Below are 25390 nucleotides of genomic sequence, written 5' to 3' on the forward strand. Positions count from 1 at the left end.
GAGTGGAGTGGGACGTGAAGTTGCTGCGCGTCGGACAGGTCGGGGCGGAGCGCCCGGCTCTTCTGGACGATTCCGGTGTCCTTCGGGACCTGGCGGGTGTGGTGCCGGACGTGGACGGTGCGCTGCTCGCCGATGACGCGGCGCTGGGCCGTGTACGCGACGCCGCGTCCGCTCCGGGCGAGCTGCCTGCGCTGGAGGCGGACGGGTTGCGTACCGGTCCGCCTCTTGCCGGTATCGGCAAGGTGGTCTGCATCGGGCTCAACTACCACGATCACGCGCGGGAGACGGGCGGTGCGATTCCCGGTGAGCCGATCCTCTTCATGAAGGCTCCGGACACGGTGGTCGGTCCGTACGACACGGTGCTGGTGCCCCGGGGCAGTGAGAAGACTGACTGGGAGGTGGAGCTGGCGGTGGTGATCGGCCGCACGGCCCGCTATCTCTCGTCGGACGAGGAGGCTCTCGCGGCGGTCGCCGGGTACGCGGTCTCCAACGACGTCTCCGAGCGTGCCTTCCAGTTGGAGCGCGGCGGCCAGTGGGACAAGGGCAAGAACTGCGAGACGTTCAACCCGCTGGGCCCGTGGCTGGTGACGGCGGACGAGGCCGGCGATCCGCAGGCCCTGGGGCTGCGGCTGTGGGTGAACGGTGAGCTGCGGCAGGACGGTACGACGGCCGAGCAGATCTTCCCGGTCGCCGAAGTGGTGCGGTATCTCAGCCAGTTCATGACTCTCCGTCCCGGAGACGTCATCAATACGGGTACGCCGGCGGGGGTCGCGATGGGCTTTCCGGAGCCGAAGCCGTATCTGCGTGCCGGTGACGTGGTGGAGCTGGAGATCGACGGCCTGGGCAGGCAGCGGCAGGAGCTCGGCGCGGCGTAGCCGGCCTGGCGGCCGGTGCTTGGCCGACGCGGGTTGCGGTGGCCGGTGCGGGCTGCCGCCTCGTGGGCCCGGGTGGCCTCCGGGCCCGGTGGTCTCCGGCGTGGGGTGCGTAGGCCTTCCGGCAGAGCGCGGCTCTCGGCCCGGCCGCTTCCGGTCTGCGGCCGGGTGGCCTTCCCGTCTGCGGGCTACTGCCGCCCGGCGTGAGCGGCGGACCGCACCGTACGCGCGCGGCTGCGCCTGGGCGCCCGCCGGGCTGTGCGCCCGCGCGCAGGCGGCACCGCTTGGAGGATCGGCAGGGCCTCCTGCCGCCGCCTGTCGCGCGGTGGCCCGTCACGCCAGGTCGGTCGTCACCACGCGTGATTCGGCGGCCGAGATGCGTGCCGCCTCCAGGACGCGGATGGTGGCCACGGCTTCGTGTGCCGTGACCGGTGGCGGTGTGCCTTCGCGGAGAGCCGTGACGATCCCCGCGTAGTAGGCGGGGTAGTCGCCGTCCAGGGTCGGTACGGGGCGCCGCGCGTCGAGGTCGCCCAGGGTGCCCCAGGCGATCTCCGGTTCCACGCCCCACCGTTCGCCCGGTGTGGGGCGGGCGCCCTCGCGCAGGGCGGCCTCCTGCGGGTCGAGTCCGTCCTTCACGTAGGCGGCCGCGCTGCCCAGCACTCGCAGGCGCGGCCCGAGTTGGGCGGCGACGGCGCTCATCCACAGGTGTGAGCGGACGCCGTTGGCGTGTGTGAGGGCGACGAAGGCGTCGTCGTCGGCCTGCGCGCCGGGGCGGAGCACGTCGGTCTCGGCGTAGACGGCCGTGGCCGGGCCGAAGAGGGTCAGTGCCTGGTCGACGAGGTGGCTGCCCAAGTCGTAGAGGAGACCGCCCACTTCGGCCGGGTCTCCGGATTCGCGCCAGCCGCCCTTGAGTTCGGGGCGCCAGCGTTCGTAGCGGGACTCGAAGCGGTGGATGCGGTCGCCGAGGGCCCCGTCGGCGACGAGCGAGCGGACCGTACGGAAGTCGTTGTCCCAGCGCCGGTTGTGGAACGTGGAGAGCAGCAGGCCGCGTTCGGCGGCGAGCGAGGCGAGCTGCTGCGCTTCGGCGGAGGTGCCGGCGAGCGGCTTGTCGACGACGACGGGAAGCCCGGCTTCCAGGGCGCGGCGGGCGAGTGTGACGTGGGTGCGGTTGGGGGACGCGACGACGACGAGGTCGAGACCGTCCGCCCGTGCGAAGAGTTCGTCGGCGGTGGCGAGCGTACGCATGTCGCTGCCGTGCTCCGCGTGCACCTGCGCCCGGCGGTCGGGGTTCGCGGTGACGACGGTGTCGAGCGTGAGCCCTTCCGTGGTTGCGATGAGGGGTGCGTGGAAGACGGAGCCGGCGAGGCCGTATCCGATGAGGCCGACGCGGAGGGGAGGAGGGGCAGCTGCTGCCGTACGGTCCATGGAGCCACTTTCGCAACGCGGTTGCGTAAGCGCAAGCCGCGCGGACAATGGCCCCATGAGCAGCGAACCCGCCCTCAGCAGCGACCCCGCCTTCATCCGCGGAGGTGGACTCGCCGTGCCGTACGGCAGGAACGCCGCCCGTGTCCTCGGTCTGCTGAGGCTCGCCGGGCAGGACGGGGCGAACCGCAGCGAGCTGGCGCTGCGCACCGGGCTCACCCCGCAGGCCGTGAGCAAGATCACTGCCCGGCTGCGCTCGCACGGTCTGGTCACCGAAGCCGGACGTCGCGCCTCGACCGGCGGCAAACCGAGCACGGTGCTGCGGCTGGCGCCCGGCGCGCGTCACGCGGTGGGCGTACAGCTGGACCGGGACCAGCTGACGGCGGTGCTCGTCGACCTGTCCGGCGGGGTCGTGGCGGGCCGTACCGCGCCGCTGGACATGGGTGCCGGGGCGGACGCGCTGCTCGACGCGGTCGAGTCGGCGGTGAACGGACTGATCGGCGCAGGGCTGCCGGCCCTGACCGCGCGGAGGAGCGGCACGGCACCGGGCCCGGAGGGGGCCGCCGGCGGGGAGCTGTGGCAGCAGGCCTCCGAGGGCGAGGTGTGGGCGGGCAGGCATCCGGCGGCGGGCGCCGGCGCCGGGGGCGTGCCGGAGGTGGAGCGTGCCGCGCTCGGCGCCGACGCCCGGCGGGCCGTCGCGGAGGAGGGCGAGCTGTGGCGGGACGCGGCACGCGCTGCCGAGACGGAGGCCGAGGCGGAAGCGGAGGCCGAGGCGGAAGGGGAAGCGGAGACCGGGGCCGAAGCCGGGGGAGAGGCAGCCGCCGAGCCCGAACCCAGGGACGAGTCCGGAACCGAGCCGGAGCCCCGGGCCGAGGCCGGGACGGAGCCCGCTGCCGGAACCGGACCGGAAGCGGAAGAGGGCGCCGGGCCGCCCGGCGAGGGCGGGCGCTGGGGCAGCGTCGTCGGCGTCGGCGTCGCCGCCCCGGGCCCCCTCGACCACGTACGGGGAGTGCTGGGCCACGTCACCGGGTTTCCGCGGTGGGCGGGCTTCCCCCTGCGGGACGCGCTGGCCAGGCGCCTGGGCATGCCCGTCGTCGTCGACAAGGACACCAACGCCGCCGCGTTGGGTCTCGCGCTGCGCGGCAAGGAGTCACTGGCCTACATCCACCTCGGTACGGGCCTCGGCGCCGGACTCGTGCTTGACGGTCACATCCACCGGGGCAACCGCAACGGCGCGGGCGAGTTCGGCCACCAGGTGATCCAGCTCGACGGGCCGCCCTGCCGCTGCGGCCGGAACGGCTGTCTGGAGGCGCTGTGCCTGGATGCCGTGCGGGACGGCAGGGCGAACGAGGCGGCCCGCCTGCTGGGCGTGGGTGCCGCGAACCTCGTCAGCCTGCTCGACGTCGACCGTGTGCTGCTGGGCGGCCGTACGGTCCTGGCCGACCCGGACACCTATGCCGACGGCGTCGCCGCCCAGCTGCGTGCCGCCGGCGGAACCCCCCGTGCCGCCTCCGGCGCCCCCCGTACCGCCGGCGCCGCCGTCAGCGGCCCGGCGCACGGCGCGGCGCACGACTCGGACAATCGCCCGGCGCGCGGTCCCGTCAGCGTGGAAGTCGTCCCGGAGGGGAGCCGGACGGTCGCGGACGGTGCCGCCCAGCTCGTCCTGGCTCCCCTGTTCGGACGTGCCCCGGGTGCCCCTGCCACCGCCCGATAGGCTGAACGTGGCAGCCGGGAGCACCGGCCCGCCGCCCCGTCCCGTCCCTTCCGAGAGACCGCCCGACGCCTGGCAGGAGCCGTCACGTGGCAGAGCGAAAGCCCATCGAGTCGTGGCTCACCGACATGGACGGTGTGCTGATGCACGAGGGTGTTCCCGTCCCGGGGGCGGACGCCTTCATCAAGCGTCTGAAGGAGTCCGGGCGGCCCTTCCTCGTGCTGACGAACAACTCGATCTACACGCCGCGTGATCTGCACGCCCGCCTGGGACGGATCGGGCTGGACGTGCCGACCGAGAACATCTGGACGTCGGCGCTGGCGACCGCCCAGTTCCTGGACGACCAGCGGCCCGGCGGCACCGCGTACGCCATCGGTGAGGCAGGGCTGACCACGGCGCTGCACGACATCGGGTATGTGCTGTCGGACTCCGAGCCGGACTACGTGGTGCTGGGCGAGACCCGCACGTACAGCTTCGAGGCGCTGACGAAGGCGATCCGGCTCATCAACTCGGGCGCACGCTTCATCGCCACCAACCCGGACGAGATCGGGCCCTCGGCGGAGGGCGCGCTGCCGGCCACGGGATCGGTGGCGGCGCTCATCACCAAGGCGACCGGCCAGGAGCCCTACTTCGTGGGCAAGCCCAATCCGCTGATGATGCGGGCGGGGCTGAACGCGATAGGGGCGCATTCGGAGACGTCCGCGATGATCGGCGACCGGATGGACACGGATGTACGGGCCGGCATGGAGGCGGGCCTGGAGACGTTCCTGGTGCTGACGGGGCTGACCAAGCCGGACGAGGTCGACCGCTTCCCGTACCGGGCCTCCAGTGTCGTCGACTCCATCGCGGATCTCGTCGAACGGATCTGACCGCACGCGGCAGGCCTCCGCGTATCCCGCGTATCCCGCGTATCCCTGCCCCCGGCACATCATCACTGCGCACGTTCGTACGGGTACGCGCGTGGAACGGCACAGTAACGGCCGCTTGAGACCGAGGCGGCCGGTGTGGGCGCTGTGACACGATGGCCGTCCGGTTCCGGGCAAGCCTGCTGGAGGAGCAGGCCCACCGAGGGGGAAGTGAATGTACGGCAGGGGCAGTTACGTTCTCCAGAGCGGATCTGGTGACCGAGAGGCCGGCGGCGGCCGCGGGACCAGCGGCGACCGCGGGCACGGTAACGGCCGCGGACACGGCGCGCGTCGCAGACCCGTCCGCTCAGGAGTCGCGGCGGGCAGCGCACTTGCGCTCGCGGGCGTGCTGCTGGGCGGATGCTCGTCGGACTCCGGTAAGGGCGGGGACGACGGCAGCGGAGGCGGCGGAGCCGGCGACGGGACCGCGCAGCGGCCGAAGTCGGTGACCCCGTACTGGGTCGACCCGGAGAGCAACGCGGCGAAGGAGGCGGCGGCCTTCCGCAAGGACGGCAAGAGCCGGCAGGCGAAGCTGATGCGGAAGATCGCGGACCAGCCGGTCGCCGAATGGGTCGGCACCGACGACCCGGAGGGGCAGACGCGGAAGGTCACGAGCGCGGCGGCGAAGGCGGGGCGCGACGCGCTGCTCGTCCTCTACAACCTGCCGCACCGGGACTGCGGCCAGTACTCCAAGGGCGGCGCCGCCGACGCCGGCGCCTACCGGGCCTGGCTGGCGAAGGTGATGAAAGGTATCGGCAAGCGCCCGGCGACGGTGATCGTGGAGCCGGACGCCATCCCGCACGTGCTGATGAAGGGCTGCACCCCGGCCAAGTACACCGAAGAGCGTTACCAGTTGCTCAACGAAGCGGTCGGCAAGCTGCAGAGCCTCCCGGACGTCCGGGTCTATCTCGACGCGGGCAACCCGGACTGGGTGCGCGACCCGGGCGCGCTCGTCGAGCCGATGAAGCGCGCGGGCATCGACACAGCCGACGGCTTCTCGCTGAACGTCTCCAACTACCAGACGACGGCGTCGAACAAGGCGTACGGCAAGAAGTTCTCGCCGATGGTCGGCAACAAGCCCTTCGTCATCGACACGAGCCGCAACGGCAACGGCCCCATAGAGGGCGCGGGCGCCGACGAGGAGGCGTGGTGCAACCCGAAGGGCCGCGCCCTCGGTGAGGCACCGACGACGAAGACGGGCGACGAGATCGTCGACGGCTATCTGTGGATCAAGCGTCCCGGTGAGTCGGACGGAGAGTGCAAGGGCGGCCCGAAGGCCGGCCAGTGGTGGCCCGAGTACGCGCTGGGGCTCGCCGGCAACTAGTGCCGTGACCGCCGGTCCCTCCCGGGGCCCGTCCGGGGCGCCGCTGCTCCGGCCGCGAACAGCACGCGGGCCCGCACCGTTTCACCGGTGCGGGCCCGCGCGTATGGGTACTGCGTGAGCGTCGGATCAGCTGAGCGTGCCGGCCTGACTGCCCTCGCTCGTGTCCTTCGCCGTCCCGGTGCGTTCACCGCGGACGTGTGCGACGAAGGAGTTGAGTTCACGCTTGACGACGGGCACGAGCAGGTACAGGCCGATGATGTTGAAGACGGCGAGCATGAAGAGCACGGCGTCAGCCATGCTGATCAGGGACTCCAGGGAGAGCAGCGAGCCCGCGACTGCGAACACGCTGTAGATGATCTTGAAGATGGTCTCGCTGGTCCTGCTCTTGCCGAAGAGGTAGGACCACGCCTTGAGGCCGTAGTAGCCCCAGGTCAGCACGGTCGAGAAGGCGAACAGCAGCACCGCGACGGTCAGCAGGTTCGGGAACCAGGGCAGCACGGTCTCGAACGCGTCGGAGGTGACGGTGACGCCCTCGACCTCCTCACCGGCGTTCGTAAAGCTGGCAGGCTTGGCAATGACGATGGTCAGCGCGGTCATGGTGCACACGATGACCGTGTCGATGAACGGCTCCAGCAGGCCGACGAGGCCCTCGCTGGCGGGGTGCTTCGTCTTCACGGCGGAGTGTGCGATGGGTGCCGAGCCGAGGCCCGCCTCGTTGGAGAAGGCGGCGCGCTGGAAGCCGATGATCAGGGCGCCGATGATGCCGCCCGCAACGCCTTCCGGAGCGAAGGCGCCCTGGAAGATGTCGGCGAACGCGCTGGGGATCTGGTCGACGTTCCACAGGATGACGGTCAGGCACGCGAGGACGTACATGATGGCCATGGCCGGCACGAGGCGGCTGGTGACCGAGGCGATGGACTTGATGCCGCCGATGAGGACGATGCCGACCAGCGCGGCGATCAGCACGCCGAAGAAGAGGGCGCCTGCCGAGGAGCCGAGCCAGCTGTCCTCGCCGCCGGTGGTGGAGCTGAGCTGGGCGTAGCTCTGGTTGATCTGGAAGAGGTTGCCGCCGAAAAGACCGAAGAAGAGGATCATGACGGAGGCCAGGCCCGCCAGAACCGATCCGAAGATCTTGCCGTTGCGCCCGAAGCGCTCGGCGAGGCCCTTGGGCAGGTAGTGCATCGGGCCGCCGGAGACGGTGCCGTCGGCGTGCTCCTCGCGGTACTTCACGCCGAGGGTGACCTCGACGAACTTGGTGGCCATGCCGAGGAGCCCGCAGAGGATCATCCAGAAGGTGGCGCCCGCGCCACCGATGCTGACGGCGACCCCGACGCCGGCGATGTTGCCGAGGCCGACCGTGCCGGAGACCGCCGCTGTCAGCGCTTGGAAGTGGTTGACCTCGCCCGGTGAGTCGTTGTCGTCGTGCTTTCCGCGTACGACCTGGAGGGCGAGCTTGAACTTGCGGAACTGGATCACGCCGAACCACACCGTGAAGACGAGTCCGGCGACGACGAGCCAGACCACGATGAGCGGCAGCTCGGCGCCGGCCACGGGCACCGCGTAGAAGACGAGTTCACTCAGCCAGGTGGCGACCGGGTCGAAGAGGTCGTTCACCGCCTTGTCGAAATCTTGCGTCATGGAGTCGAGTGACATGGGCCACCTTCGGCAGATAGAGCGGTAACGAGTGAGCTGGACGCACTGGGCCGTCGTGACGGGCAGAGCGCCGGGGTTCGGTCGGCTTCAGCCTGCGGCCGGAGGTGCTGGAGTAGGCCGCGCATAAGCCAGATCGCCAGTTCATATCACGGACAGCGATCACCACAAGTGGCTTGGATCACTCGAGATGTGAGACCTGGGAATGTTGATGCGACCGTTATCGGGCCTTGATGTTCCGCTGAACGGGAGCCCGAAGCGGTTCATAGCAGGATATTGGCTGATGAGCGTGACGGCATCGTGGGTCGCCTCACACTCCGTCCGGGTGGTTCGGAGCGCTCCGAAACGATCACTTTCCGTGACGAAGCGGTGCTCACGCGCCCCCCGCTCCACCCGCTTCCGCCGAGTGCCGCTGCGGGAACGGGTGAAGCGGACGGACCGGCTCCTACGGCGGGGAGAGCGGCGTCGTCGTGGGGGCCTGCGCGCTCGCCGTGCGGGGTACCTTCAGCCACACCGACTTCGACGGCTTCCCCTTGTCGTCGACTGCCGTCACCATCCACCAGCCGGGCGGCACCAGGGACGGGTCCTCCGGCAGCTTCACCGTCACGCCGTCCGCGCTCTTCTTGAACTTCAGCGCGACGGAGGACTGTTCGACGTTGGTGACGTGGGTGAACGAACTCGGTCTGACCAGGCGCATCTTCTTGATGGAACCGGCGTCCTTGCTGTTGAAGGAGGCCGTGCCGCCCAGCCGTACGGTCTGCTCGCCCCGGCCGGTGTTCTCGAGTTCGGGCCGCTCGCCCTTCGTGTGAAGGTAGGGCGGGGTGTAGATGTCGATCTGCTGCTCGAACTTGCCCGGCTTGGTGTTGGCCTTGTCGGAGAAGAGCGAGTCGGAGCCGAACGTCATCACGCGCCCGTCGGGCAGCAGCAGTGCGCCGGAGTGGTAGTTGCGCCCGACGATCGGGTCGGCGACGGGCTTCTTGGTGTTGTCCGCCGGGTCGTAGATCTCGGCCTTGAGGATGTTGCTCTCGCTGCGGCCGCGGTAGTCGCCAGAGCCGTTCGTGGTCAGCACCTTGTCGTTCGGCAGGATGACGCTGCTGGGGTAGCGGGCCTTCGCGTACAGGTCGGGTCCGTCCTGGAAGCGCGGCTCGGGGTCCTTCAGGTCCACGATGCGGGTCTTCTCGCTGGCCTTCTTCGACTCGCCGACGCCGCCGCCCCCGAGGACCATGAACTTGCGGCTCTGGGTTGGCGGCAGCGGCACGGACATCGCCGTCTCCAGCTTGTCCGGGTCGCTCATGCCCGGGATCTTGCGGAAGCCGTTGGTCTCCAGGTTCCACAGGCCGGGGGTGCGGCCCTTGTCGGCGGGGCCGTAGCCGGCGTTGGCACCGGAGTAGAAGATCTTGTTGTCGTCGGTGAGATGCAGCGCCGGGTAGGTGGGGAAGAACCGCTTGCGGGGCAGGAACTCCCACTTCTTCGTCTGCGGGTCGTAGATCTCGTTCTTGCCCGGGACGACCTGGCCGATGTCGTCCAGGCCGGAGACCGAGAGGACCTTGCCGTCCTCCAAGGTGGTCAGCGTCGGGTACCAGCGGGCCTCGTCCATGAAGTCGGTCTTGAGGTAGCGCTCGGCGACCGGGTCGAACTCGTAAGTGTCCTTGATCCCCTGGAAGTCCTTCTTGTCGAAGGAGAGCTTCTGGGCGATGCCGTAGATGTTCCTGCGCTCGGCGCCGCGCAGCCCGCTCAGCCGGTAGTTGTCCTCGGTGCCGGTCTGGTACTTCTTGCCGCGCTTGATGGCCTCCACGTACACGCGGGCGACGCTGGGGGTCACCTCGACCTTGCCGGTGGCGGGGTTGGTCTTCTTCTTGGCGCGCGGCACGAGGACGGCGTCCTTGGCCTCGAAGGTCTTGCCGTTCTTGCGGCCGGTGAAGCGGGTGCCCGCCTTGACGGTCTTGGCGCGGTCCGGGTTCTCGTTGTGGATGATCATCAGGCCGCCGGCCTTCTTCACGTCGCCGCCGAGCTTCTCGTACCGGCGGGTGCCGCCCGCCACGAGCAGCTTGCCGTCGGGCAGCTGGGTGTGCCCGGCGCAGAAGAGGTCGTTGGGCGTGGGGATGTTCTTGAAGGTGTTCTTCACCGGGTCCCACAGGACCGTACGGAACGTCTTCGCGTTGAACTGCTTGGCGTCGTTGCCGGAACCTGCCACCAGCAGCACCTTCCCGGTGTGCAGCAGCGCGGCGTGAATCGTGTTGATCCGGTACTTCTCCGGGACCTGGACGGTCTTCCAGTGGCCGTTCTCCGCCTTGTACTCGGGCTGGTTGATCTTGTAGTCGTGGTACTTCTCGGAGGCTATGCCGTAGAGCGCGGGCCCGTTGAACCCGGCGATCACCAGCACCACGGCCGCGCCTATCGCTGTGCGGCGGGTACGCCGGCTCGGTCGGTACTTCATCTTTCACGTCCCCCAGGGGCGGTCTGCAGTGGTACGGGCTGCTGCGTCGCGGGCATCTGGCCGCCCCCGTCCGCCGGGTCGGGCGGCGGCGGCAACGGGCCGCCCTGGCGGTGCCGGTGCCTGCGCTGTTTCCGCTTCTTCTTCTCCGCGCGGACGGTGGAGCGCCAGCCGATGATCGGCGCGGCCGTGATCAGCAGCGCCAGCGCGGCCCACGTGATCATCGCCGGGTGGTCGTGGCCCAGGTAGAACGAACCGCCCAGCGAGCCGCCGAAGATGATGATGAAGAAGAGGTGGATGCGGAAGGTGCCGAAGAGGGTGTCCGGGCTGGCGGAGTCGCCCTTGGGGGTCACCACGAACTTGCTCTTGCGGCGCAGCACGGTGTCGAAGAGGGAACGGGCGTAGATCGGTGCGGAGAGCGCGGACATCAGCATTCCGGCCAGGCCGCCGGAGCCCTCAGGCTCGTGGGGGGAGACGTTGTGCCGCCGGTTCCAGATGTACAGGCCGATCTGCAGCGCCGAGGCGTTGCCGTACAGGGCCATCCAGATGGTCGGGTCGATCTGCACACCGGAGGCGCCCAGGCCCAGGAAGAGCGCACAACTCAGCGCCGCCAGTATCCAGTTGAGCGCCGAGATCGGGTAGAAGATCATCAGCATGGTGTAGTTGAAGAGCTTGCCGGGCGGCAGTGTGAACAGGCCGCGCCAGTACTGCTTGAGTATCGTCTCGTACGTGCCGCGTGACCAGCGCAGCTGCTGTGTGAAGAAGTCCGTCCAGGCGTTGGGGCCTTCGCCGACGGCGAGGACGTCCGGGGTGTAGACCGACCGCCATTTGCGGCCGGTCTCCGGGTTCCTGGCCCGGTGCATCTCGAAGCCGGTGGCCATGTCCTCCGTGATGGAGTCGTACAGGCCGCCGATGCCCTTGATGGCCTTGATGCGTACGGCGTTGCTGGTGCCGACGAACATGGGCGCGTGGTAGCGGTTCCCGGCGCGCTGGATGAGCGCGTGGAAGAGGAACTGCTGGCTCTCGGCGGCCTTGGTGACGAAGTTGTCGTAGTTGCCGTAGACCTGCGGGCCGATGACGAAGCCGACGTCCGGGTCGCGGAAGTAACCGAGCATCCGCTCCAGGTAGTTGGGCAGCGGCACGTGGTCGGTGTCCACGGACGCGAAGTAGTCGTAGTGGTCGCCGTGCGCGGCGAGCCAGGCGTTGTAGTTGCCGTGCTTGGTCTTCGCGCGGTGCGGGCCCTTCTTCTTGTTCCAGCGGGGCACGCCCTTGCGCGTGAAGTGGTGCACGCCCAGGCGGCGGCAGACCTCTTTGACCTCCGGGTCGTCGCCCTCGTCGAGTAGCCAGATGTGCAGCAGGCCGCGATGGCGTATCTTCACCGCCGCTTCGAGGGTCTTCGTCACCATCTCGATCGGTTCCTTGCCGGGAACGAAGGAGGTGAGGAAGGCGACGCGGGTGCCGGACTCCGGCACGACGGGCACGGGGTCGCGCGCCACGAGCGTGGCGTGCGCGTTGGAGAGGACGTTGAGGGTACGGAAGAGCTCGATGAGGCCGATCGAGACCAGCATCACGATGTCGAGCTTGAGCACCAGGTCGGAGACGGCGCCGTCGTCGCGCCGCGTCCAGTGCTGGGGCTGCATCAGCCACACCAGCAGGCCGGCCGAGAGAAGCGGTGCCAAGCAGAGCAGGGTGGCGGCGCGTATTCGGTGGGGCTCGTCGGAGAGCAGACTGCGGTAGCGGACGCGGTAGGGCTTGTCCTTGTCGGGCTGCCGGAGCGGACCGGCGAGGCGGCTGTAGTGCTCGTAGTCGTAGCGCGGCAGCTCTTTGGGCGTCCAGCGCAGCCCCCGGCCGAGCGTGCCCCGTCTCTGCCTGACGTGCTCGGGAATGCGCAGCTGCGTCGTCCGTGCCGGGTCGTCGTCGGCCTGCACGTGTTCCGGCGCTCGGTGGCCGGCGTGTCCCGGCTGTCGGTCGCCGACGTACTCTGGCTGTCGGTCGCCGGACCCGGTCGAGGTCATGGGTCATTCCCCCTGAACGCAGCAGGCTGCGTGTGGTCGTACTTCCTGCGTCCCTGCCGCGCCCCCCCGGCGCGGCAGGCGTCGGCTGCTCCGTACTGAGACTGCGGGTGGGCGGCGCCCGGTTCCACGGAGAGCTCGGTTTGCCGTCCGGGCGGCGCCTGGGGCGCCGGCCCGTGGGTGAGGCCGTGCCCGCTCGCCGACCGTCGATTCGATGAACCGCACGTCGGCCGTAGACGTCGGTAGGTTCTCCGACTACTGGCCCGAACGCAAGGGCGAAATGGGGCAGTTCGTCCCTATAGCGGTGTGATATCCGGGTTCTCTGTGACGGAGGTGTCATCGAAATGGACGCGTTGTGTGTGATCTGTGAGTAAGTTCGCGAACCCGGCCCGCCTCGTGCCCCGCCCCCTCAGGCCGCCGCGTCCGCGAAGATCACGGTGAACTCCTCCGTGCCGGGCGGCGCTTGCACCTCCTCGCCGCCGTGCAGGGCGAACGACATCAGCCGCTCGCCCTCGGCTGCCAGCTCCTGCTCCTCGGCGGCGGTCAGTTTGCGGTGGAAGGGGGTGACGGTGAGGGTCACCGCCGCCTTCCGCGGCTGCTCCACCTTCCACATTCCGCGCACCTCGCCGTCCAGCAGCACGGTGCCGGGCACCTGGCCGTTGCGGCTCGCGACGAGCTTGCGGGTGGCGTCGCTGATCACACGCGTACGGTCCGCGTGGGACAGGATGAGGTTGTCGTACTCGGCGACGAACCGCGCCGGCAGCGGCAGCCCGGGGTCGGGCCGCGGAGCGTCGGGCAGGTCGAAGAGCTCCCTGCCGCTCTCACTCCGGAAGACACGCAGCTGCGGACGGAGCCGGTCCATGACCTCGCCGAGCCGGGTCAGCCCCGACCAGGTCTGCGCGTCCATGACGGACGCGGGCCCGAACGCGCCCAGATAGCGCAGCAGTACGGTCTCGACGGCCGGCCCGGTCGACAGGGGCCTGCCCAGCCACTGCTCGGCGGGTGCGTATGTGGGCTGCCCCGAGCGCCCCCAGAGCCCGCGCGGCGGAATCTGCACCACGTCGCACAGAGCACGCGCCGCCCGCGACAGGGCCTCCGGGTCCTGGTCCGGCCAGCGCTCGCCGAGGAGGCGTCCCAGGTCGCGGGCCGTGCGCGGCTCCTGGCGCAGCAGGGCCGACGCGGCACCGGCGACGTCCCACGGGTCGAGATCCGTTGAGCCGCTTGGCGTGGGCGGCGCGCATCAGACGCTCGTAGATCACGCGGGTCAGCGGCCGGAGCTGCAGGCAGTCCGCGGCGCTCACCAGGTGGACGGTGCCGCGCATGACGCTGACGCGTACCGCGTGCCGGTCGCGCAGCAGAGCGGACAGCTCCTCGGCGCGGAAGTCCACCAGCCGTGACCAGAGCCCGAAATAGGGCGGCTTCGGCGCCTGCGCCTGCATGCCGACCAGATGCTCGACGGCCTCCAGGGCGGTCATTCCCTCGCGTCCGGCGAGCAGTTGACGCGAGACGAGGGCGCGGCCGAGTGCCCTGCTGGTGAGGGTGGCGGGATGCATGGGGTGAGTCTGTCGGACCGGATCCGGGTGCGCCACGCGGCGTGGCCGTGGGGCGGGGCGTTCTCAGGTGTGCCGGACCGGCGGGTCAGCGGACCGTGTGGACCGGCGGGCCGGCCCGGTCCCGGGTCGGGGCCCGGCCCGCCGTCGCGCGGTGGACGGCCGGGCCAGGGCCCCTCCCTCCGGGGGCCGTCCGGGAATTCGGGTCCCGGGGCTCCCCATGGGGCCTGCGGGGGTGTCGCGGGGGCCCGGCGAAGTCCCTCGGGGGATCGGGGAGTTCGCGGAACTCACATCCCGCGGTCACGCCGCCCGCAGGCTCAGAACTTCACGTCGGCGCAGGAGTAGAAGGCGTTCGCCGTGTCGGCGATGTTCCACACGCCCAGGATCAGGTGCTTGCCCGACTTGCCCTCCGGCAGCTTGCCCTCGCCGGTCCACTCGGCCGGGGGCTGCTCGCCGTTCATGTCGACCTTGAGGAACGGCTTCGGCTCCAGGTCGGCACGGGTGAGCTTCTTGGACGGGTCCCAGCCGTCCTTGGTGACGAAGAACTGGAAGTCCGTCGTCGAATGCCGGGCCGTCAGCGTCCACTTGAACGTGTGGTCCGCGCCCGCCTTGAGCTCGGTCGCCGGCCAGTCGCCGCCGCGCGGGTCGTCGAGCTCCTTGAAGCTGTCGTTGCCGCCGGCGCAGATGGTGCCGTCCTCCGGGCCCGCCTCGGGGAAGCCCTTCGGGCCCTCGACGCTCTGTGGCTCATGCTGGATGGCTCCGCAGTCGGTGACCTTGCCGTCGGCGCAGTTCGCCTGACGGCTGGTGGGGTCGGTGCTGAAGCCGTGCCCCTGTGCCGAGCCACCGGCGAAGAGCATGGCGGTGCCGCCAAGTCCCAGTGCCACGACGGCTGTTGCGATCCTCTTGCGCATGTTTCTCCAATTGATCGTGGGGGGGGTGGAGTGCGCACGTGACGTCCAACGGTCTAGACCAGGCGGCGAATGTAGCGCGCTCATCCAGCCATGTCCAGACCAATTCGCCGTACGCCAGGGACGCATGGAGCCGACGGCGCGAAACGCAGTGGTCGGAGGCCGGGAGGGCGGGGCCGGGAGCGCAGCTTCGTCCGTGCGCGGGGAAGAGCGGGCGCGGAAACGCCGGAAGCCCCCCGCTCATGCGGAGGGCTTCCGGTCTTTCGCTGTACGCCGTCAGGGACTCGAACCCCGGACCCGCTGATTAAGAGTCAGCTGCTCTAACCAACTGAGCTAACGGCGCCCGTCGGTCTGCGCAGACCGACGCAGGAAATACTACCCCCTCCGCAGGGGTGCTCATGACCATGATCAAATGGCGGAGAACGGTCAGATGGCGAGCGACAGCATCACCGGAGCCGCCCGGCGGCTGAGCGTCTCCGCCGCATGACGCAGCCGGTGCGCGTGCTCGACGGGCAGCGACAGCGCGAGACACCCCACCGACGCCCCGGCTGTGACGGGGACCGCCGCACACACCGTGCCCACCGCGTACTCCTGCAGATCCAGTACGGGGACGGTCGGGGGCTGCCGGTCGAGAGTGTTCAGCAGCAGGGTCTCGTCCGTGATCGTGCGGGAGGTGAGACGTGCCGTCCGGTGCCGTGAGAGATGGTCCTTGCGGCCGTTGTGGTCGAGCTGGCCCAGCAGGCACTTTCCGATGGCTGTCGCGTGCAGCGCCGAGCGGAAGTCGACCCATTCGTTGACGGCGGGCGTCATGGGACTGTCCGCGTACCCGGTGACCTCCAGCTCGCCCTCCTTGTAGCGGCTGAGGTAGACGGCGGCGCCCACGGTGTCGCGCAGATCGGCGAGGGTGCGCTGGAGGCGCTCGTCCAGGGCCCGTTCGCGGTCGCCGCCGGAGCCGAGCAGCACGAGTGACTCACCCACGACGTAGCTTCCGTCCGGGAGCTGTTCCGCGTACGTCTCCCGGCAGAGCATCGCCAGCAGATGTGCGAGGTGGCCCGGAGGCAGCCCGGTCTCCTGTGAGAGGTCCGCCTCGGTGACGCCGTCGCGGTGCGCCGCGATCGCCTCGAGCACACGCAGCGCGTACCGCACTGAGTGGAACGGTGCGGTGTGCTCCGGCTTCAGCGCCACGACGGGCCTCCCTGGAGGTGTGACCGTTTGCGTCGTGACCGTCGCGTCCGGTCACGTCCGCTTCTCACGATAACGGTCAACGGGCACGCGGGAGGGGGGCGTTGCCCCTATTTGGCATATGCGTCATTGCGCTGGCGCGCGGGCCCGCCGCGTGTGCGCTTCGGGGTGCGTGTGTTCGGGGTTCCGGGTGCGTGCCGCTGCGGCGGCGGCTCCGGGAAGGCACGATTTACCTCCCTGAACCCGGTACGAGCTGTCGTGCTGCCCTTCATATACCGGTCCGCAAATCGCGCTTGATTTTCCCGGAGCCACCGCCTCCGCGTCCCACCCCCTCCGGTCGTCCTAGCGGCTTTCCCCTCGTGGTTTCCACATGGGTGGGGGATCGCTGCCGTGCGGACCTTTCGGCACGTGTACGTGCCTTGCGGCTCCAACCATCGGCGTTCAGGGGCCCGTTGGGCCGTGGAGTGGTCTGAGAGCGGCACCGGGACTGCCCGGAGGGAAGAGGCAACTGACTGGGGCCACCGGCGGGGAGCCGCCGGCGGAGGGGAGGGGGCGGGACGCGCAGGGAGGCACGTCCGGACACCCTTGGGGTCTCCCCAGCGAAGCGTGGGGAAGTGATTTGCGGACCGGTATATGGGAGGCAGCACGACAGCCCGTACCGGTTCAGGGAGGGAAATCATGCCCGTCCGGACTGGCTCCCGGAGCGGCACGCACCCGCCACCACCCACCCACCGCACGCGAACACACGCACCGCCAACACACGCGGGGCCGTACCCGGCAAACCGGGTACGGCCCCATGGACTGCGCTGAGCCGCGCCGCCAGGCGCCAACGCCCTACAGAACCGCGCTCAGGAACTCCCTCGTGCGCTCGTGTTCCGGCTCGCTGAAGATCTTCTCCGGCGAACCCGATTCGATGACCCGCCCCTCGTCGAACATCAGCACGTCGTCCGAGATGTCACGCGCGAAGTTCATCTCGTGGGTGACGCACAGCATGGTGATGTCCGTGGTGTGCGCGATGTCCCGCAGGACGTCCAGCACACCCGCCACCAGCTCCGGGTCGAGCGCCGAGGTGACCTCGTCCAGCAGCAGCACCTGCGGACGCATGGCGAGCGCGCGGGCGATGGCCACACGCTGCTGCTGGCCGCCGGAGAGCTGGCTCGGGTACTTGTCGATGTGCTCGGTCAGGCCGACCAGTTCGAGCAGCTCGCGGGCGCGCTGCTCCGCCTCGTCCTTGGACAGGCCCAGCACATGGACGGGCGCCTCGGTGATGTTCCGCAGCACCTTCATGTTGGGGAAGAGGTTGAACTGCTGGAACACCATGCCGATGTTCTTGCGCACCTCGCGGGAGTGGCGCTCGCTCGCGGGCACCAGCTTCCCGTTCTTCGTCTCGTGCGTAAGGTACTCGCCGGCGACCTTGATGGTGCCTTCCTCCGGCTTCACCAGCGTCATCAGCAGCCGCAGGATCGTGGTCTTGCCGGACCCCGAGGGGCCGATGAGGGTGACGTGCTTGCCGGACGAGACGTCGAAACACAGGTTGTCGAGTACGACGTTGCTGCCGAACCGCTTGGTGACGTCCTTGAACTCGATGAGCTCACTGCCGTCGACGGCCGGGTTCTTGGTTTCCTTCGAAGTGCTGCTCTCAGTGGACAAGTCGACGCTCCAGGGCTCTCATCAGCAGGGATGCCGGGTATGCGATCAGGATGAAGACGATGCCGATGACAGTGATCGGTTCCGTCGGCTGGAAGGTCTCGGCACTGAACTGCCGGGCCTGGCCCAGCATTTCGAGTGCGCCGATGATCGCGATCATCGGCGAGTCCTTCAGCATCGCGATGACGTAGTTGCCCAGCGCGGGCACCACGCGACGGATCGCCTGCGGCAGGATCACCGCACTCCAGGTGCGGCTGCGCGGCAGGCTGAGAGCCGTGCACGCCTCCCACTGCCCGACGGGCACACCGTCGATGCCGGCGCGGTAGACCTCAGCCGTGTACGTCGAGTAGTGCAGCCCGAGGCCGACGACGCCGGCCACGAGTGCCGTGAGGGTGATGTTCCACTCGGGCAGTACGAAGTAGAGGAAGAACAGCTGCACCAGCAGCGGAGTGTTGCGGATGAACTCCGTGACGGCCGTCACCGGCCAGCTCACGATCTTCAGGCTCGACCGCTGAGCCAGTGCCCAGACCAGACCCAGCGCGAAGGCGATGAGCGAGCCCAGCACCAGTGCCTGGAGGGTGAGCAGCACGCCTTCCCACAGGCGCGGCATGAATTCGCTGACCGCGGACCAGTCCCAGCTCATGAGGCACCTCCGGTGGTGGGAACGTCACGGGAGGCGTCGGCCTGACGCGGCACGGTGACCTGGCGCCGTACACCGAAGCTCTTGGCGGGCGGTGCCTGACCGACACCGGCCTTGGCGTGCCGCTCCAGTACGCGCATGCCCCGGGTCATGACGAAGGCGAGCACGAAGTACATCACCAGGACGATCGTGTAGACGGGGGCGCTCTGCCCGGTCGCGTTGCGCACCAGCGAGGCACCGAAGGTGATGTCCGCGACGCCCATGATCGAGACCAGGGCCGTGCCCTTGAGCAGCTCGATCAGCAGGTTGTTGGCGGGCGGGATCATCTCCGGCCACGCCTGCGGCAGCACGATCTTGGTGAGCCGCTGCCACGGGCTGAAGCTGAGCGCGATGCCCGCCTCCTGCTGGGCCGGGGCCACGGCGGCGAGCGAGCCGCGCACGATCTCCGATCCGTACGCACCGTAGGACAGGCCGAGCGCCAGGACCGCCGCCCACATCGGGAGGAGCTGCCAGCCGAAGGCGACCGGAAGCACGAAGAAGATCCAGAACATCAGCACGAGGGCCGAGGTGCCGCGGAAGATCTCCATGTAGGCACCGGAGAGGAAGCGCACGGAGCGCAGCCGGTGGGTGCGTGCCGCCCCGACCACGAACGCCACGGCGGCGCCGAGCAGGGCGCTGAGGACGGTCAGCTGGACTGTCAGCCAGACGCCGTTCAGCAGCAGCTCCCACAGACCCCAGGTAAGGTCCGTCATTTGCAGCGCTCCTTCGCGGTCTTGGTCGTCATCTCCTGCTCGACGAACCCGAAGGGCTTCATGATGCGGAAGAGCTCACCGCTCTTCTTCATCTTCTGCAGCTCCTCGTTGAAGGCGTCGCGGAGGTTGCTCTCGCTCTTGCGGAAGGCGAAGGCACCCGTGCCGAGGTCGGGCTCGCCGTCCAGGGTGGGCACGAAGTCGTCGGTGTACTCCGTCTTTCCGCTCTTGGACTGCTTCACGACGTTGCGGACGGTGATCGCCGTACCCGCGAAGACGTCGGCGCGGCCGCCCTGGACCTCCAGCAGCCCCGCGAGCTGGTCCGGGAGGAGCTTGATCTCGCTCTTCTTGACGCCGGCGTCCACCGCGTAGTCGATCTCCGCGTAGCCCACGCCGGTGGCCATCTTGGCGCCCTTCTCGGCGACGTCCTTGTAGGTGTGCAGCCCCTTGGGGTTCCCCTTGCGGACGATGAAGGCGTCCCTCATCTCGTACTCGGGGTCGGCGAAGAGCACTTGCTGGCACCGGTCGGGGTTGATGTACATGCCGGCGGCGACCACGTCGAACTGCTGGGAGTTCAGGCCCGGGATCAGCGAGTTGAACTCGGTGGGCAGCGGCTGGACGTTCTCGATGCCGAGCCGCCGGAAGATGACCCGTGCGATGGCGGGCGAGGATCCTGTCAGCTTGCCGTCGGTGTCGATGTAGCTGTAAGGCTGCTCGCCGGCGATCCCGAGCTTGACCGTGCCCTGTACTTTCAGTCTCTCCAGCAGATCGCCCCCGTCTCCGGTATCGGCGCTGGACACACGGCTGCACGCAGTGGTGGTGCCCAGCGTTCCGAGCGCCGTCAGCGATGCCGCTCCCGCGAGCATCGAACGGCGGCCCAGACTTCTGCCGGTTTTCCCGGCATTTCCGGTGTTGTTCCCTCGTGGTGGAGCCATGGGCGCGCAGCTACCCAGGCCCCCTGAAGATATGCGGATCGTTTTCAGCCCTTGACCTGCTCGTTGTGGGCTTGACCGCTGCGCCACCATTGACACGTACGAACCACCACTGCACGACGCGGAGGCACGATGGCCGAGCGGTTCATTGAAGTGTCGTTGGACAAGCGGGGAGTCAGCTGCACGGCGAAGCTGCTCGACGACCGCGCCCCGATCACCTGCGAAGCCGTGTGGAACGCGCTGCCGCTGGGCGGAGACGTCTACCACGCGAAGTACGCCCGCAACGAGATCTACGCGCTGATCCCGCCGTTCGCCCCGGAGGAGCCGCCGCTGGAGAATCCGACGATCACTCCCATTCCGGGTGATCTGTGCTATTTCACCTTCACCGACACGCAGTTGAACACCGCGTCGTACGGCTACGAGGCGGCGGCCGAGCAGCGGGGCGCCCAGGCCGCGCACGCCACCCGGTCCACCGTCATCGACCTCGCGCTCTTCTACGAGCGCAACAACCTCCTGATCAACGGCGATGCCGGGTGGGTGCCCGGCATCGTCTGGGGTGCGGTCGTCGAGGGCCTCGACGCGATGGCCGAGGCCTGCCAGGACCTGTGGCGGGCGGGCGCTCTCGGCGAGACCCTCAACTTCCGCAGGGCCTGAGCGCCTCAGGCGCTTCCGGCCAGGGCGGGGGCCGGGATCTCCGCGGCTCCCGCCTCGTACAGCGCGTGCGACGCCCGCAGCACCAGATCGTCCCGGTGGCGTGCGGCCACCAGCTGCACGCCCATCGGCAGCCCGTCGCCGTCCAGCCCGCAGGGCACCGAGGCGGCGGGCTGCTGCGTCATATTGAACGGGTAGGTGAAAGGCGTCCACTCCGTCCACCGCCGGTAGCCGGCGCCCTCGGGCACCTCCAGGCCCGCGCCGAAGGCGGTGCCCGGTGTCGTCGGAGTCACCAGAAGGTCGTACTTCTCGTGGAAGACGCCCATCTGCTTGCCCAGCGCCATGCGGACGTCGACCGCGGCCAGGTAGTCGAGGGCGCTGCGCGCGGCGCCGTCCTCGGAGACCTCCCGCAACGCGGGGTCCATCGCCTCACGCTGCTCGTCGGTGAAGTACTGCGTCACGCGGGCCGCACCGGCGAACCAGAGGGAGTGGAAGGCCTCGATCGGGTCCTCGAATCCGGGATCGGTCTCCTCGACGACCGCGCCCAGCTCCTCCAGCCGCTCCACCGCGCGCCGCACTCCGGCGGCGACGTCCGGTTCGACCTCGACCCGGCCGCCGAAGTCCGGCGAGTACGCGACGCGCAGTCCGCGCACCCCGCCCTTCACCGACTCACGGAAGCTGCCCTGCGGCGGTGCCAGCTGGGACCAGTCGCGGGCGTCCGGCTGCGAGATCACGTCCATCAGCAGCGCCGCGTCCGCCGCGTCCCGGGTCATCGGGCCCACGTGTGCGAGCGTGCCGAAGGCGCTGGCGGGATAGATCGGCACCCTTCCGTACGTCGGCTTGAGGGCGAAGATCCCGCAGAAGGCGGCCGGGATGCGCACCGATCCGCCCGCGTCGGTCCCGAGCGTCAGGGGCCCGGCGCCGAGCGCCACTGCCGCGGAGCCGCCGCCGCTGGAGCCGCCGGCCGTACGGGAGGTGTCGTACGGGTTCCGGGTGATGCCGTGCCGCGGGCTGTCCGTCACGCCCTTCCAGCCGAACTCCGGGGTCGTGGTCTTGCCGGCGAAGACCGCGCCGGCCTCGCGCATGCGCGCCACCGAGGGCGCGTCCTCTTCCCAGGTGCCCTCCGTGGAGGAGGACCAGGAGCCGCGGAGGGTGGCCCGGCCGCGCAGCAGCAGGATGTCCTTCACCGTCACCGGAACACCGTCGAGCGGACCCATCGGCTCGCCGCGGCGCCAGCGTTCCGCCGATTCGCGCGCCTGCGCGAGGGCCTCGTCGGCGAGGATGCTGACGAAGGCGTTCACATGGGGCTGCACCTTCTCGGCCTGTTCGAGCACGGCGCGGGTCGCCTCGACGGGGGAGAAGTCCCCGTTGCCGTACCCGGCGAGGAGCCGTCCGGCGGTGAGGCTGCTGAGATCCGACATGGGAGCCTTTCGAGTCGTGGCCGGGGGCGGCCAGGGGTGGCCGGGGGTGGCCGGAGGGATGGCCTGGAGCGGGGGTGCCGCGGGCAGCGGGCGGCGCCGGAGCGTGCCCGTACCGGCCGTGCTCAGGTGGAGGGGACGTAGCCGAGGTCCTTGTCGACCACGTTCAGCAGGGGCTCCCCGGCCTCCCAGCGGTCGAAGTTGTCGAGGAACTGCTCGGCGAGGTCGTCCCGCCACCCGATCGTGTCACCGCTCATGTGCGGCGAGATCAGGAGCCCGGGCACGTCCCAGAGTCCGCTGTCCGCGGCGAGCGGCTCCTCCGCGAAGACGTCCAGAGCCGCGCCCGCGATCCGGCCCGCCCGGAGCGCCTCCACGAGGTCGTCCTCGACCACGTGCTGGCCGCGGCCGACGTTGATGAAGTGCGCCCCGGGCTTCATCTGCGCGAAGGCCCCCGCGTCGAAGAGCCCGCGCGTCCCCTCCGTCAGCGGCGCGACGCACACGACCCAGTCGGCTCCGACGAGCAGCGAACCCAGCGCGGAGTTGCCGTGGACACGTCCGAAGTCCGGATCGTCCGCCCGCTCCGTACGGCCCACGAGGTCGACGGTGACGCCGAGCGCCTTCAGCGTCCGGCCGATAGTTCTGCCAATTGGCCCGGACCCGACCACAACGGCACGAGAGCCACCGACCCTTTTCGTCTCGCGGTGCTTCCAGAGACGTTGCCGCTGCAATTCCCAGCTGCCCCGGAAATCCTTGGCCATGGCTAGAACCAGCCCTGCCACGTATTCGGCAATGGGTTGGTCGAAGACCCCTCTCGCGTTCGTGACCAAGGTCTCAGGTGAGGCGGCGAGCTCGGGCAGCAGACGGTCGACCCCGGCGCTCGGCGTGTGCACCCAGCGCGGCCGCCGCCCGCCCCCCGGCCAGGCGTGCCGGACCGCGTCCGAGAGGAAGTCCCACACCAGCAGTACGTCCGCCGTCGGCAGCTTCTCGACCAGGCTTTTCTCGTCGGCGTGTACGACGCGGGCGCGGCCGGCGAGGCGGTCGAGCCGCGGCAGCGGATCATCGTCGAGGACAAGAAGTACGGGCTCGGTCATCGGCAGGAAACCACTTCGAAACTAGGGGGCGGTTGGGTGGTCGGGATGGCTCAACTCGGCGGCGGGAAGATGGCGTACATGCAAGGATTGACCACGGTAGGTAGCGCGAACTACCGTCGTCAATGAAGGCATCTGTCCCGGCGTTCCGGCTAATGACCGGCTTTCATTTCCCTTTCTGGCCGTAGGCCACCCCTCCGTTCTTTGGGGCTCACCCATGGATGTCTCCTTCCTCGGCGGACCGCAGCCACAACGCGGTGTCGGAATTGTCGCCCCGTTCGACTTCGCACTCGATCGGGAGCTGTGGCGTTGGGTGCCGGACGATGTGTCACTGCACCTCACACGAACCCCTTTTGTGCCCGTCGAGGTGAGCCTCGACCAGGCTCGCCTCGTAAGTGAGCACGAGACCCTGCGCGAGGGCGTGCAGGCGCTGTATGCGGTTGCCCCGGAGGTCGTCGCCTACGCGTGCACGTCGGGCAGCTTCGTCGGAGGCGGCGCCGGTGAGCGGTCGATGACCGCGGCCATGGAGGAGGCCGGCGAGATCCCCTCCCTGACCACCTCCGGTGCGCTGCTGGCGGCGCTCCAGGAGATCGGGGCCCGGCGCGTGGCCGTCGTCACCCCTTATACGAAGTCGGTCACCGACTCGCTGGAGGACTTCCTCGGGGAGGCGGGCATCGCGGTCACCGGCCGCAGCTATCTCGGGCTGACCAAGGAGATCTGGCGGGTGCCCTACCGGGACGTCGTGGACATGGCACGCGACGCCGTCGCCGGGGACGCTCCCGACGCTCTCTTCATCAGCTGCACCAACCTGCCGACGTACGACGTCATCCCGCAGCTGGAGGCGGAGCTGCGCATGCCGGTGCTCTCCGCGAACCAGGTCACGCTCTGGGACGCGCTGCGCCGCATCGGCAAGGAAGCGGTGGGCCCGTACCAGGCGCTGGTCGACCCGGTGGCCCGCCGCGGTCCCGCGGCGATGAACTCGTCGCCGACCCTGCCGGTCAGCAGGCCCGAGGAGCCGGCCGAGCCGGTCCAGCCCGCCGAGGCGGCCGAGCCGGTCCGTCCCGTCGAGCCCGAGGCGGCTCTGGCGAGCGCGGGCACCGAGAGCGGCGAGCCCCTGGACGGGTTCGACCAGGGCTTCACCAGCGGCTACACGGACGAGTGGGGCGGCGGCAACCAGCCGCCGGTGTGACCCCCGCCCGTGTGAGATGCGGCACCCCGCCCCGCGGGGTGCACCCCCGACAAACAGGCGCCGGACGGAGTGTCCGGCGCCCGTCCGTGCCCGCCGCCCCCTCGCCGTACGTCCGTGCGTGAAAGCTCGCGCGGACCGTACGGGCGGGAGGTGAGCGACACTCGGCAGCACGCGCCGGAACGTCCAGTACGGAAGCGGCCGGCGCGCACACCTGCCACCACACATCACGGTCAACCGGCGACACCTCAGGAGGCGTAGATGGCGAACGCGGCAGCACAGTCGCAGGCGGTGGGATTCCTCTACCCGGGCTTCTCGGCGGAGGACGACTACCCGCGGCTTGAGCGAATCCTCTCGGACGCCGGTGCGGACGTCCGGCTGCCGCTCGTGCACACCGACATCGGCGAGGACGCCCACCGCGCCGACGCGCTGCTGGAGATGGGCTCGGCCAAGCGGCTCGCCGCGAAGGTCGAGGAGGTCAAGGAGCGCGACGTCCAAGCCGTCGTGTGGGCGTGCACCAGCGCCAGCTTCGTCTTCGGCTGGGACGGCGCGCACGCGCAGGTGCGGGAGCTGTCCGCCACCGCCGGGCTGCCCGCCTCCAGCACCTCCTTCGCGTTCGCCCACGCCGTACGGGCCCTGGGTGCCGAGCGCGTCGCCATCGGCGCGACCTACCCGGAGGACGTCGGCGAACTCTTCACCGCCTTCCTCAAGGCGGCGGGCAGCGAGGTCGTCTCGATGCGCGGCAGCGGCATCATCACCGCCGCGGAGGTCGGCACGTGGGGCAAGGACGAGGTCCTGGCTCTCGCCCGTGGCGGCGACCACCCGGAGGCACAGGCCGTGCTGCTTCCCGACACCGCCCTGCACACCGCCGCGTGGATCGAGGACATCGAGGACGCGCTGGGCAAGCCCGTACTCACCGCGAACCAGGTCACCACCTGGGAAGGCCTGCGGCTGCTGGACGTCTCCGTGCGCGTCCCGGCGCTGGGCACGCTCTTCACGGCCTGACGCACGACGGCGGGGACCGGGCCGGGAGGCGACAGGCCCGGGAGGAGGCGGGAAGAGAAAGGGTGCCGTCCGCCGTTGACGAGTGCTGGACGCAGCAACAGCAA

19 protein-coding genes, 1 tRNA gene and 1 pseudogene are annotated in these 25390 nt (G+C 69.8%); 7 read left to right on the forward strand and 14 right to left on the reverse strand.

Annotated elements, in window-relative coordinates:
• The first annotated feature begins 14 nt into the window (after nt 1–14).
• Complete coding sequence (locus tag AN215_RS15690) at nt 15–875, forward strand: fumarylacetoacetate hydrolase family protein (protein ID WP_070013966.1); 861 nt, start codon at nt 15–17, stop codon at nt 873–875.
• 330 nt (nt 876–1205) lie between these two features.
• On the opposite strand, the gene AN215_RS15695 is transcribed toward AN215_RS15690, so the two are convergent.
• Nucleotides 1206–2297 (reverse strand): Gfo/Idh/MocA family oxidoreductase, encoded by a 1092-nt coding sequence (locus AN215_RS15695; protein ID WP_070013617.1) that lies wholly within the window; start codon nt 2295–2297, stop codon nt 1206–1208.
• A 436-nt stretch (nt 2298–2733) separates the two neighbouring features.
• Between AN215_RS15695 and AN215_RS28675 the strand changes: the two genes are divergently transcribed.
• The 3 genes from AN215_RS28675 to AN215_RS15710 all read left to right on the forward strand — a co-directional run bounded on the left by AN215_RS28675 (nt 2734) and on the right by AN215_RS15710 (nt 6234).
• Complete coding sequence (locus tag AN215_RS28675) at nt 2734–4008, forward strand: ROK family protein (RefSeq protein ID WP_431306310.1); 1275 nt, start codon at nt 2734–2736, stop codon at nt 4006–4008.
• 86 nt (nt 4009–4094) lie between these two features.
• Entirely contained in the window at nt 4095–4874 is a 780-nt protein-coding gene (locus tag AN215_RS15705; RefSeq protein ID WP_070013618.1) for an HAD-IIA family hydrolase, read from the forward strand.
• A gap of 382 nt (nt 4875–5256) precedes the next feature.
• On the forward strand, nt 5257–6234 hold the full coding sequence (locus tag AN215_RS15710) for a glycoside hydrolase family 6 protein (RefSeq protein WP_070013619.1): 978 nt from the start codon (nt 5257–5259) through the stop codon (nt 6232–6234).
• A 126-nt stretch (nt 6235–6360) separates the two neighbouring features.
• On the opposite strand, the gene AN215_RS15715 is transcribed toward AN215_RS15710, so the two are convergent.
• From AN215_RS15715 to ehuB, 11 genes and pseudogenes are all read right to left on the reverse strand, one after another.
• Nucleotides 6361–7887 carry an alanine/glycine:cation symporter family protein gene (locus AN215_RS15715; RefSeq protein WP_070013620.1) on the reverse strand — a complete coding sequence of 509 codons (1527 nt, stop codon included), beginning with the start codon at nt 7885–7887 and terminating at the stop codon, nt 6361–6363.
• A 442-nt stretch (nt 7888–8329) separates the two neighbouring features.
• Nucleotides 8330–10321 (reverse strand): radical copper oxidase GlxA, encoded by a 1992-nt coding sequence (gene glxA / locus AN215_RS15720; RefSeq protein WP_070013621.1) that lies wholly within the window; start codon nt 10319–10321, stop codon nt 8330–8332.
• On the reverse strand, nt 10318–12333 hold the full coding sequence (locus AN215_RS15725) for a glycosyltransferase family 2 protein (protein ID WP_079123094.1): 2016 nt from the start codon (nt 12331–12333) through the stop codon (nt 10318–10320). Before AN215_RS15725 ends, glxA begins: the two co-directional genes overlap by 4 nt.
• Before the next feature lie 406 nt (nt 12334–12739).
• A pseudogene (locus AN215_RS30400) lies at nt 12740–13883 on the reverse strand (winged helix DNA-binding domain-containing protein).
• Between the two features lie 314 nt (nt 13884–14197).
• On the reverse strand, nt 14198–14791 hold the full coding sequence (locus AN215_RS15740) for a lytic polysaccharide monooxygenase auxiliary activity family 9 protein (RefSeq protein ID WP_070013624.1): 594 nt from the start codon (nt 14789–14791) through the stop codon (nt 14198–14200).
• 266 nt (nt 14792–15057) lie between these two features.
• Nucleotides 15058–15131, reverse strand: a tRNA-Lys gene (locus AN215_RS15745).
• 83 nt (nt 15132–15214) lie between these two features.
• Nucleotides 15215–15973, reverse strand: a complete 759-nt coding sequence (locus AN215_RS15750; RefSeq protein ID WP_070013625.1) for an IclR family transcriptional regulator — start codon at nt 15971–15973, stop codon at nt 15215–15217.
• An 831-nt stretch (nt 15974–16804) separates the two neighbouring features.
• Nucleotides 16805–17620, reverse strand: a complete 816-nt coding sequence (gene ehuA / locus AN215_RS15755; protein ID WP_070013626.1) for an ectoine/hydroxyectoine ABC transporter ATP-binding protein EhuA — start codon at nt 17618–17620, stop codon at nt 16805–16807.
• Nucleotides 17610–18260, reverse strand: coding sequence for an ectoine/hydroxyectoine ABC transporter permease subunit EhuD (gene ehuD / locus AN215_RS15760; protein ID WP_070013627.1), 651 nt, complete (start codon nt 18258–18260; stop codon nt 17610–17612). Before ehuD ends, ehuA begins: the two co-directional genes overlap by 11 nt.
• Entirely contained in the window at nt 18257–19009 is a 753-nt protein-coding gene (gene ehuC, locus AN215_RS15765) for an ectoine/hydroxyectoine ABC transporter permease subunit EhuC (RefSeq protein ID WP_070013628.1), read from the reverse strand. Before ehuC ends, ehuD begins: the two co-directional genes overlap by 4 nt.
• Nucleotides 19006–19941: an ectoine/hydroxyectoine ABC transporter substrate-binding protein EhuB gene (gene ehuB / locus AN215_RS15770; RefSeq protein ID WP_079123095.1), complete on the reverse strand. Its 936-nt coding sequence runs from the start codon at nt 19939–19941 to the stop codon at nt 19006–19008. Before ehuB ends, ehuC begins: the two co-directional genes overlap by 4 nt.
• Before the next feature lie 129 nt (nt 19942–20070).
• Here ehuB and AN215_RS15775 point away from each other — a divergent pair, with 129 nt between their 5' ends.
• Nucleotides 20071–20592, forward strand: a complete 522-nt coding sequence (locus AN215_RS15775; protein WP_070013629.1) for a DUF3830 family protein — start codon at nt 20071–20073, stop codon at nt 20590–20592.
• 5 nt (nt 20593–20597) lie between these two features.
• On the opposite strand, the gene AN215_RS15780 is transcribed toward AN215_RS15775, so the two are convergent.
• The gene (locus tag AN215_RS15780; protein WP_070013630.1) at nt 20598–22010 is read right to left on the reverse strand and encodes an amidase; all 1413 of its coding nucleotides are present in this window, start codon (nt 22008–22010) and stop codon (nt 20598–20600) included.
• 122 nt (nt 22011–22132) lie between these two features.
• Nucleotides 22133–23098: a D-2-hydroxyacid dehydrogenase gene (locus tag AN215_RS15785; protein WP_070013631.1), complete on the reverse strand. Its 966-nt coding sequence runs from the start codon at nt 23096–23098 to the stop codon at nt 22133–22135.
• A gap of 214 nt (nt 23099–23312) precedes the next feature.
• Between AN215_RS15785 and AN215_RS15790 the strand changes: the two genes are divergently transcribed.
• Both AN215_RS15790 and AN215_RS15795 read left to right on the forward strand, forming a co-directional pair.
• The gene (locus tag AN215_RS15790; RefSeq protein WP_070013632.1) at nt 23313–24284 is read left to right on the forward strand and encodes a maleate cis-trans isomerase family protein; all 972 of its coding nucleotides are present in this window, start codon (nt 23313–23315) and stop codon (nt 24282–24284) included.
• A 258-nt stretch (nt 24285–24542) separates the two neighbouring features.
• Entirely contained in the window at nt 24543–25286 is a 744-nt protein-coding gene (locus AN215_RS15795) for a maleate cis-trans isomerase family protein (RefSeq protein WP_070013633.1), read from the forward strand.
• Nucleotides 25287–25390: the final 104 nt, after the last annotated feature.

The organism is Streptomyces abyssalis (genome assembly GCF_001751365.1).
Taxonomy (GTDB): Bacteria; Actinomycetota; Actinomycetes; order Streptomycetales; family Streptomycetaceae; genus Streptomyces; species Streptomyces abyssalis.

Excerpts from the sequence above, each read along its gene's own strand:
- AN215_RS15695 (WP_070013617.1), bottom strand. The coding sequence starts at position 2,297 with ATGGACCGTACGGCAGCAGCTGCCCCTCCTCCCCTCCGCGTCGGCCTC.
- AN215_RS28675 (WP_431306310.1), top strand. The coding sequence starts at position 2,734 with ATGGGTGCCGGGGCGGACGCGCTGCTCGACGCGGTCGAGTCGGCGGTG.
- AN215_RS15715 (WP_070013620.1), bottom strand. The coding sequence starts at position 7,887 with ATGTCACTCGACTCCATGACGCAAGATTTCGACAAGGCGGTGAACGAC.
- glxA (WP_070013621.1), bottom strand. The coding sequence starts at position 10,321 with ATGAAGTACCGACCGAGCCGGCGTACCCGCCGCACAGCGATAGGCGCG.
- AN215_RS15725 (WP_079123094.1), bottom strand. The coding sequence starts at position 12,333 with ATGACCTCGACCGGGTCCGGCGACCGACAGCCAGAGTACGTCGGCGAC.
- AN215_RS15740 (WP_070013624.1), bottom strand. The coding sequence starts at position 14,791 with ATGCGCAAGAGGATCGCAACAGCCGTCGTGGCACTGGGACTTGGCGGC.
- ehuD (WP_070013627.1), bottom strand. The coding sequence starts at position 18,260 with ATGAGCTGGGACTGGTCCGCGGTCAGCGAATTCATGCCGCGCCTGTGG.
- ehuC (WP_070013628.1), bottom strand. The coding sequence starts at position 19,009 with ATGACGGACCTTACCTGGGGTCTGTGGGAGCTGCTGCTGAACGGCGTC.
- ehuB (WP_079123095.1), bottom strand. The coding sequence starts at position 19,941 with ATGGCTCCACCACGAGGGAACAACACCGGAAATGCCGGGAAAACCGGC.
- AN215_RS15775 (WP_070013629.1), top strand. The coding sequence starts at position 20,071 with ATGGCCGAGCGGTTCATTGAAGTGTCGTTGGACAAGCGGGGAGTCAGC.
- AN215_RS15780 (WP_070013630.1), bottom strand. The coding sequence starts at position 22,010 with ATGTCGGATCTCAGCAGCCTCACCGCCGGACGGCTCCTCGCCGGGTAC.
- AN215_RS15785 (WP_070013631.1), bottom strand. The coding sequence starts at position 23,098 with ATGACCGAGCCCGTACTTCTTGTCCTCGACGATGATCCGCTGCCGCGG.
- AN215_RS15790 (WP_070013632.1), top strand. The coding sequence starts at position 23,313 with ATGGATGTCTCCTTCCTCGGCGGACCGCAGCCACAACGCGGTGTCGGA.
- AN215_RS15795 (WP_070013633.1), top strand. The coding sequence starts at position 24,543 with ATGGCGAACGCGGCAGCACAGTCGCAGGCGGTGGGATTCCTCTACCCG.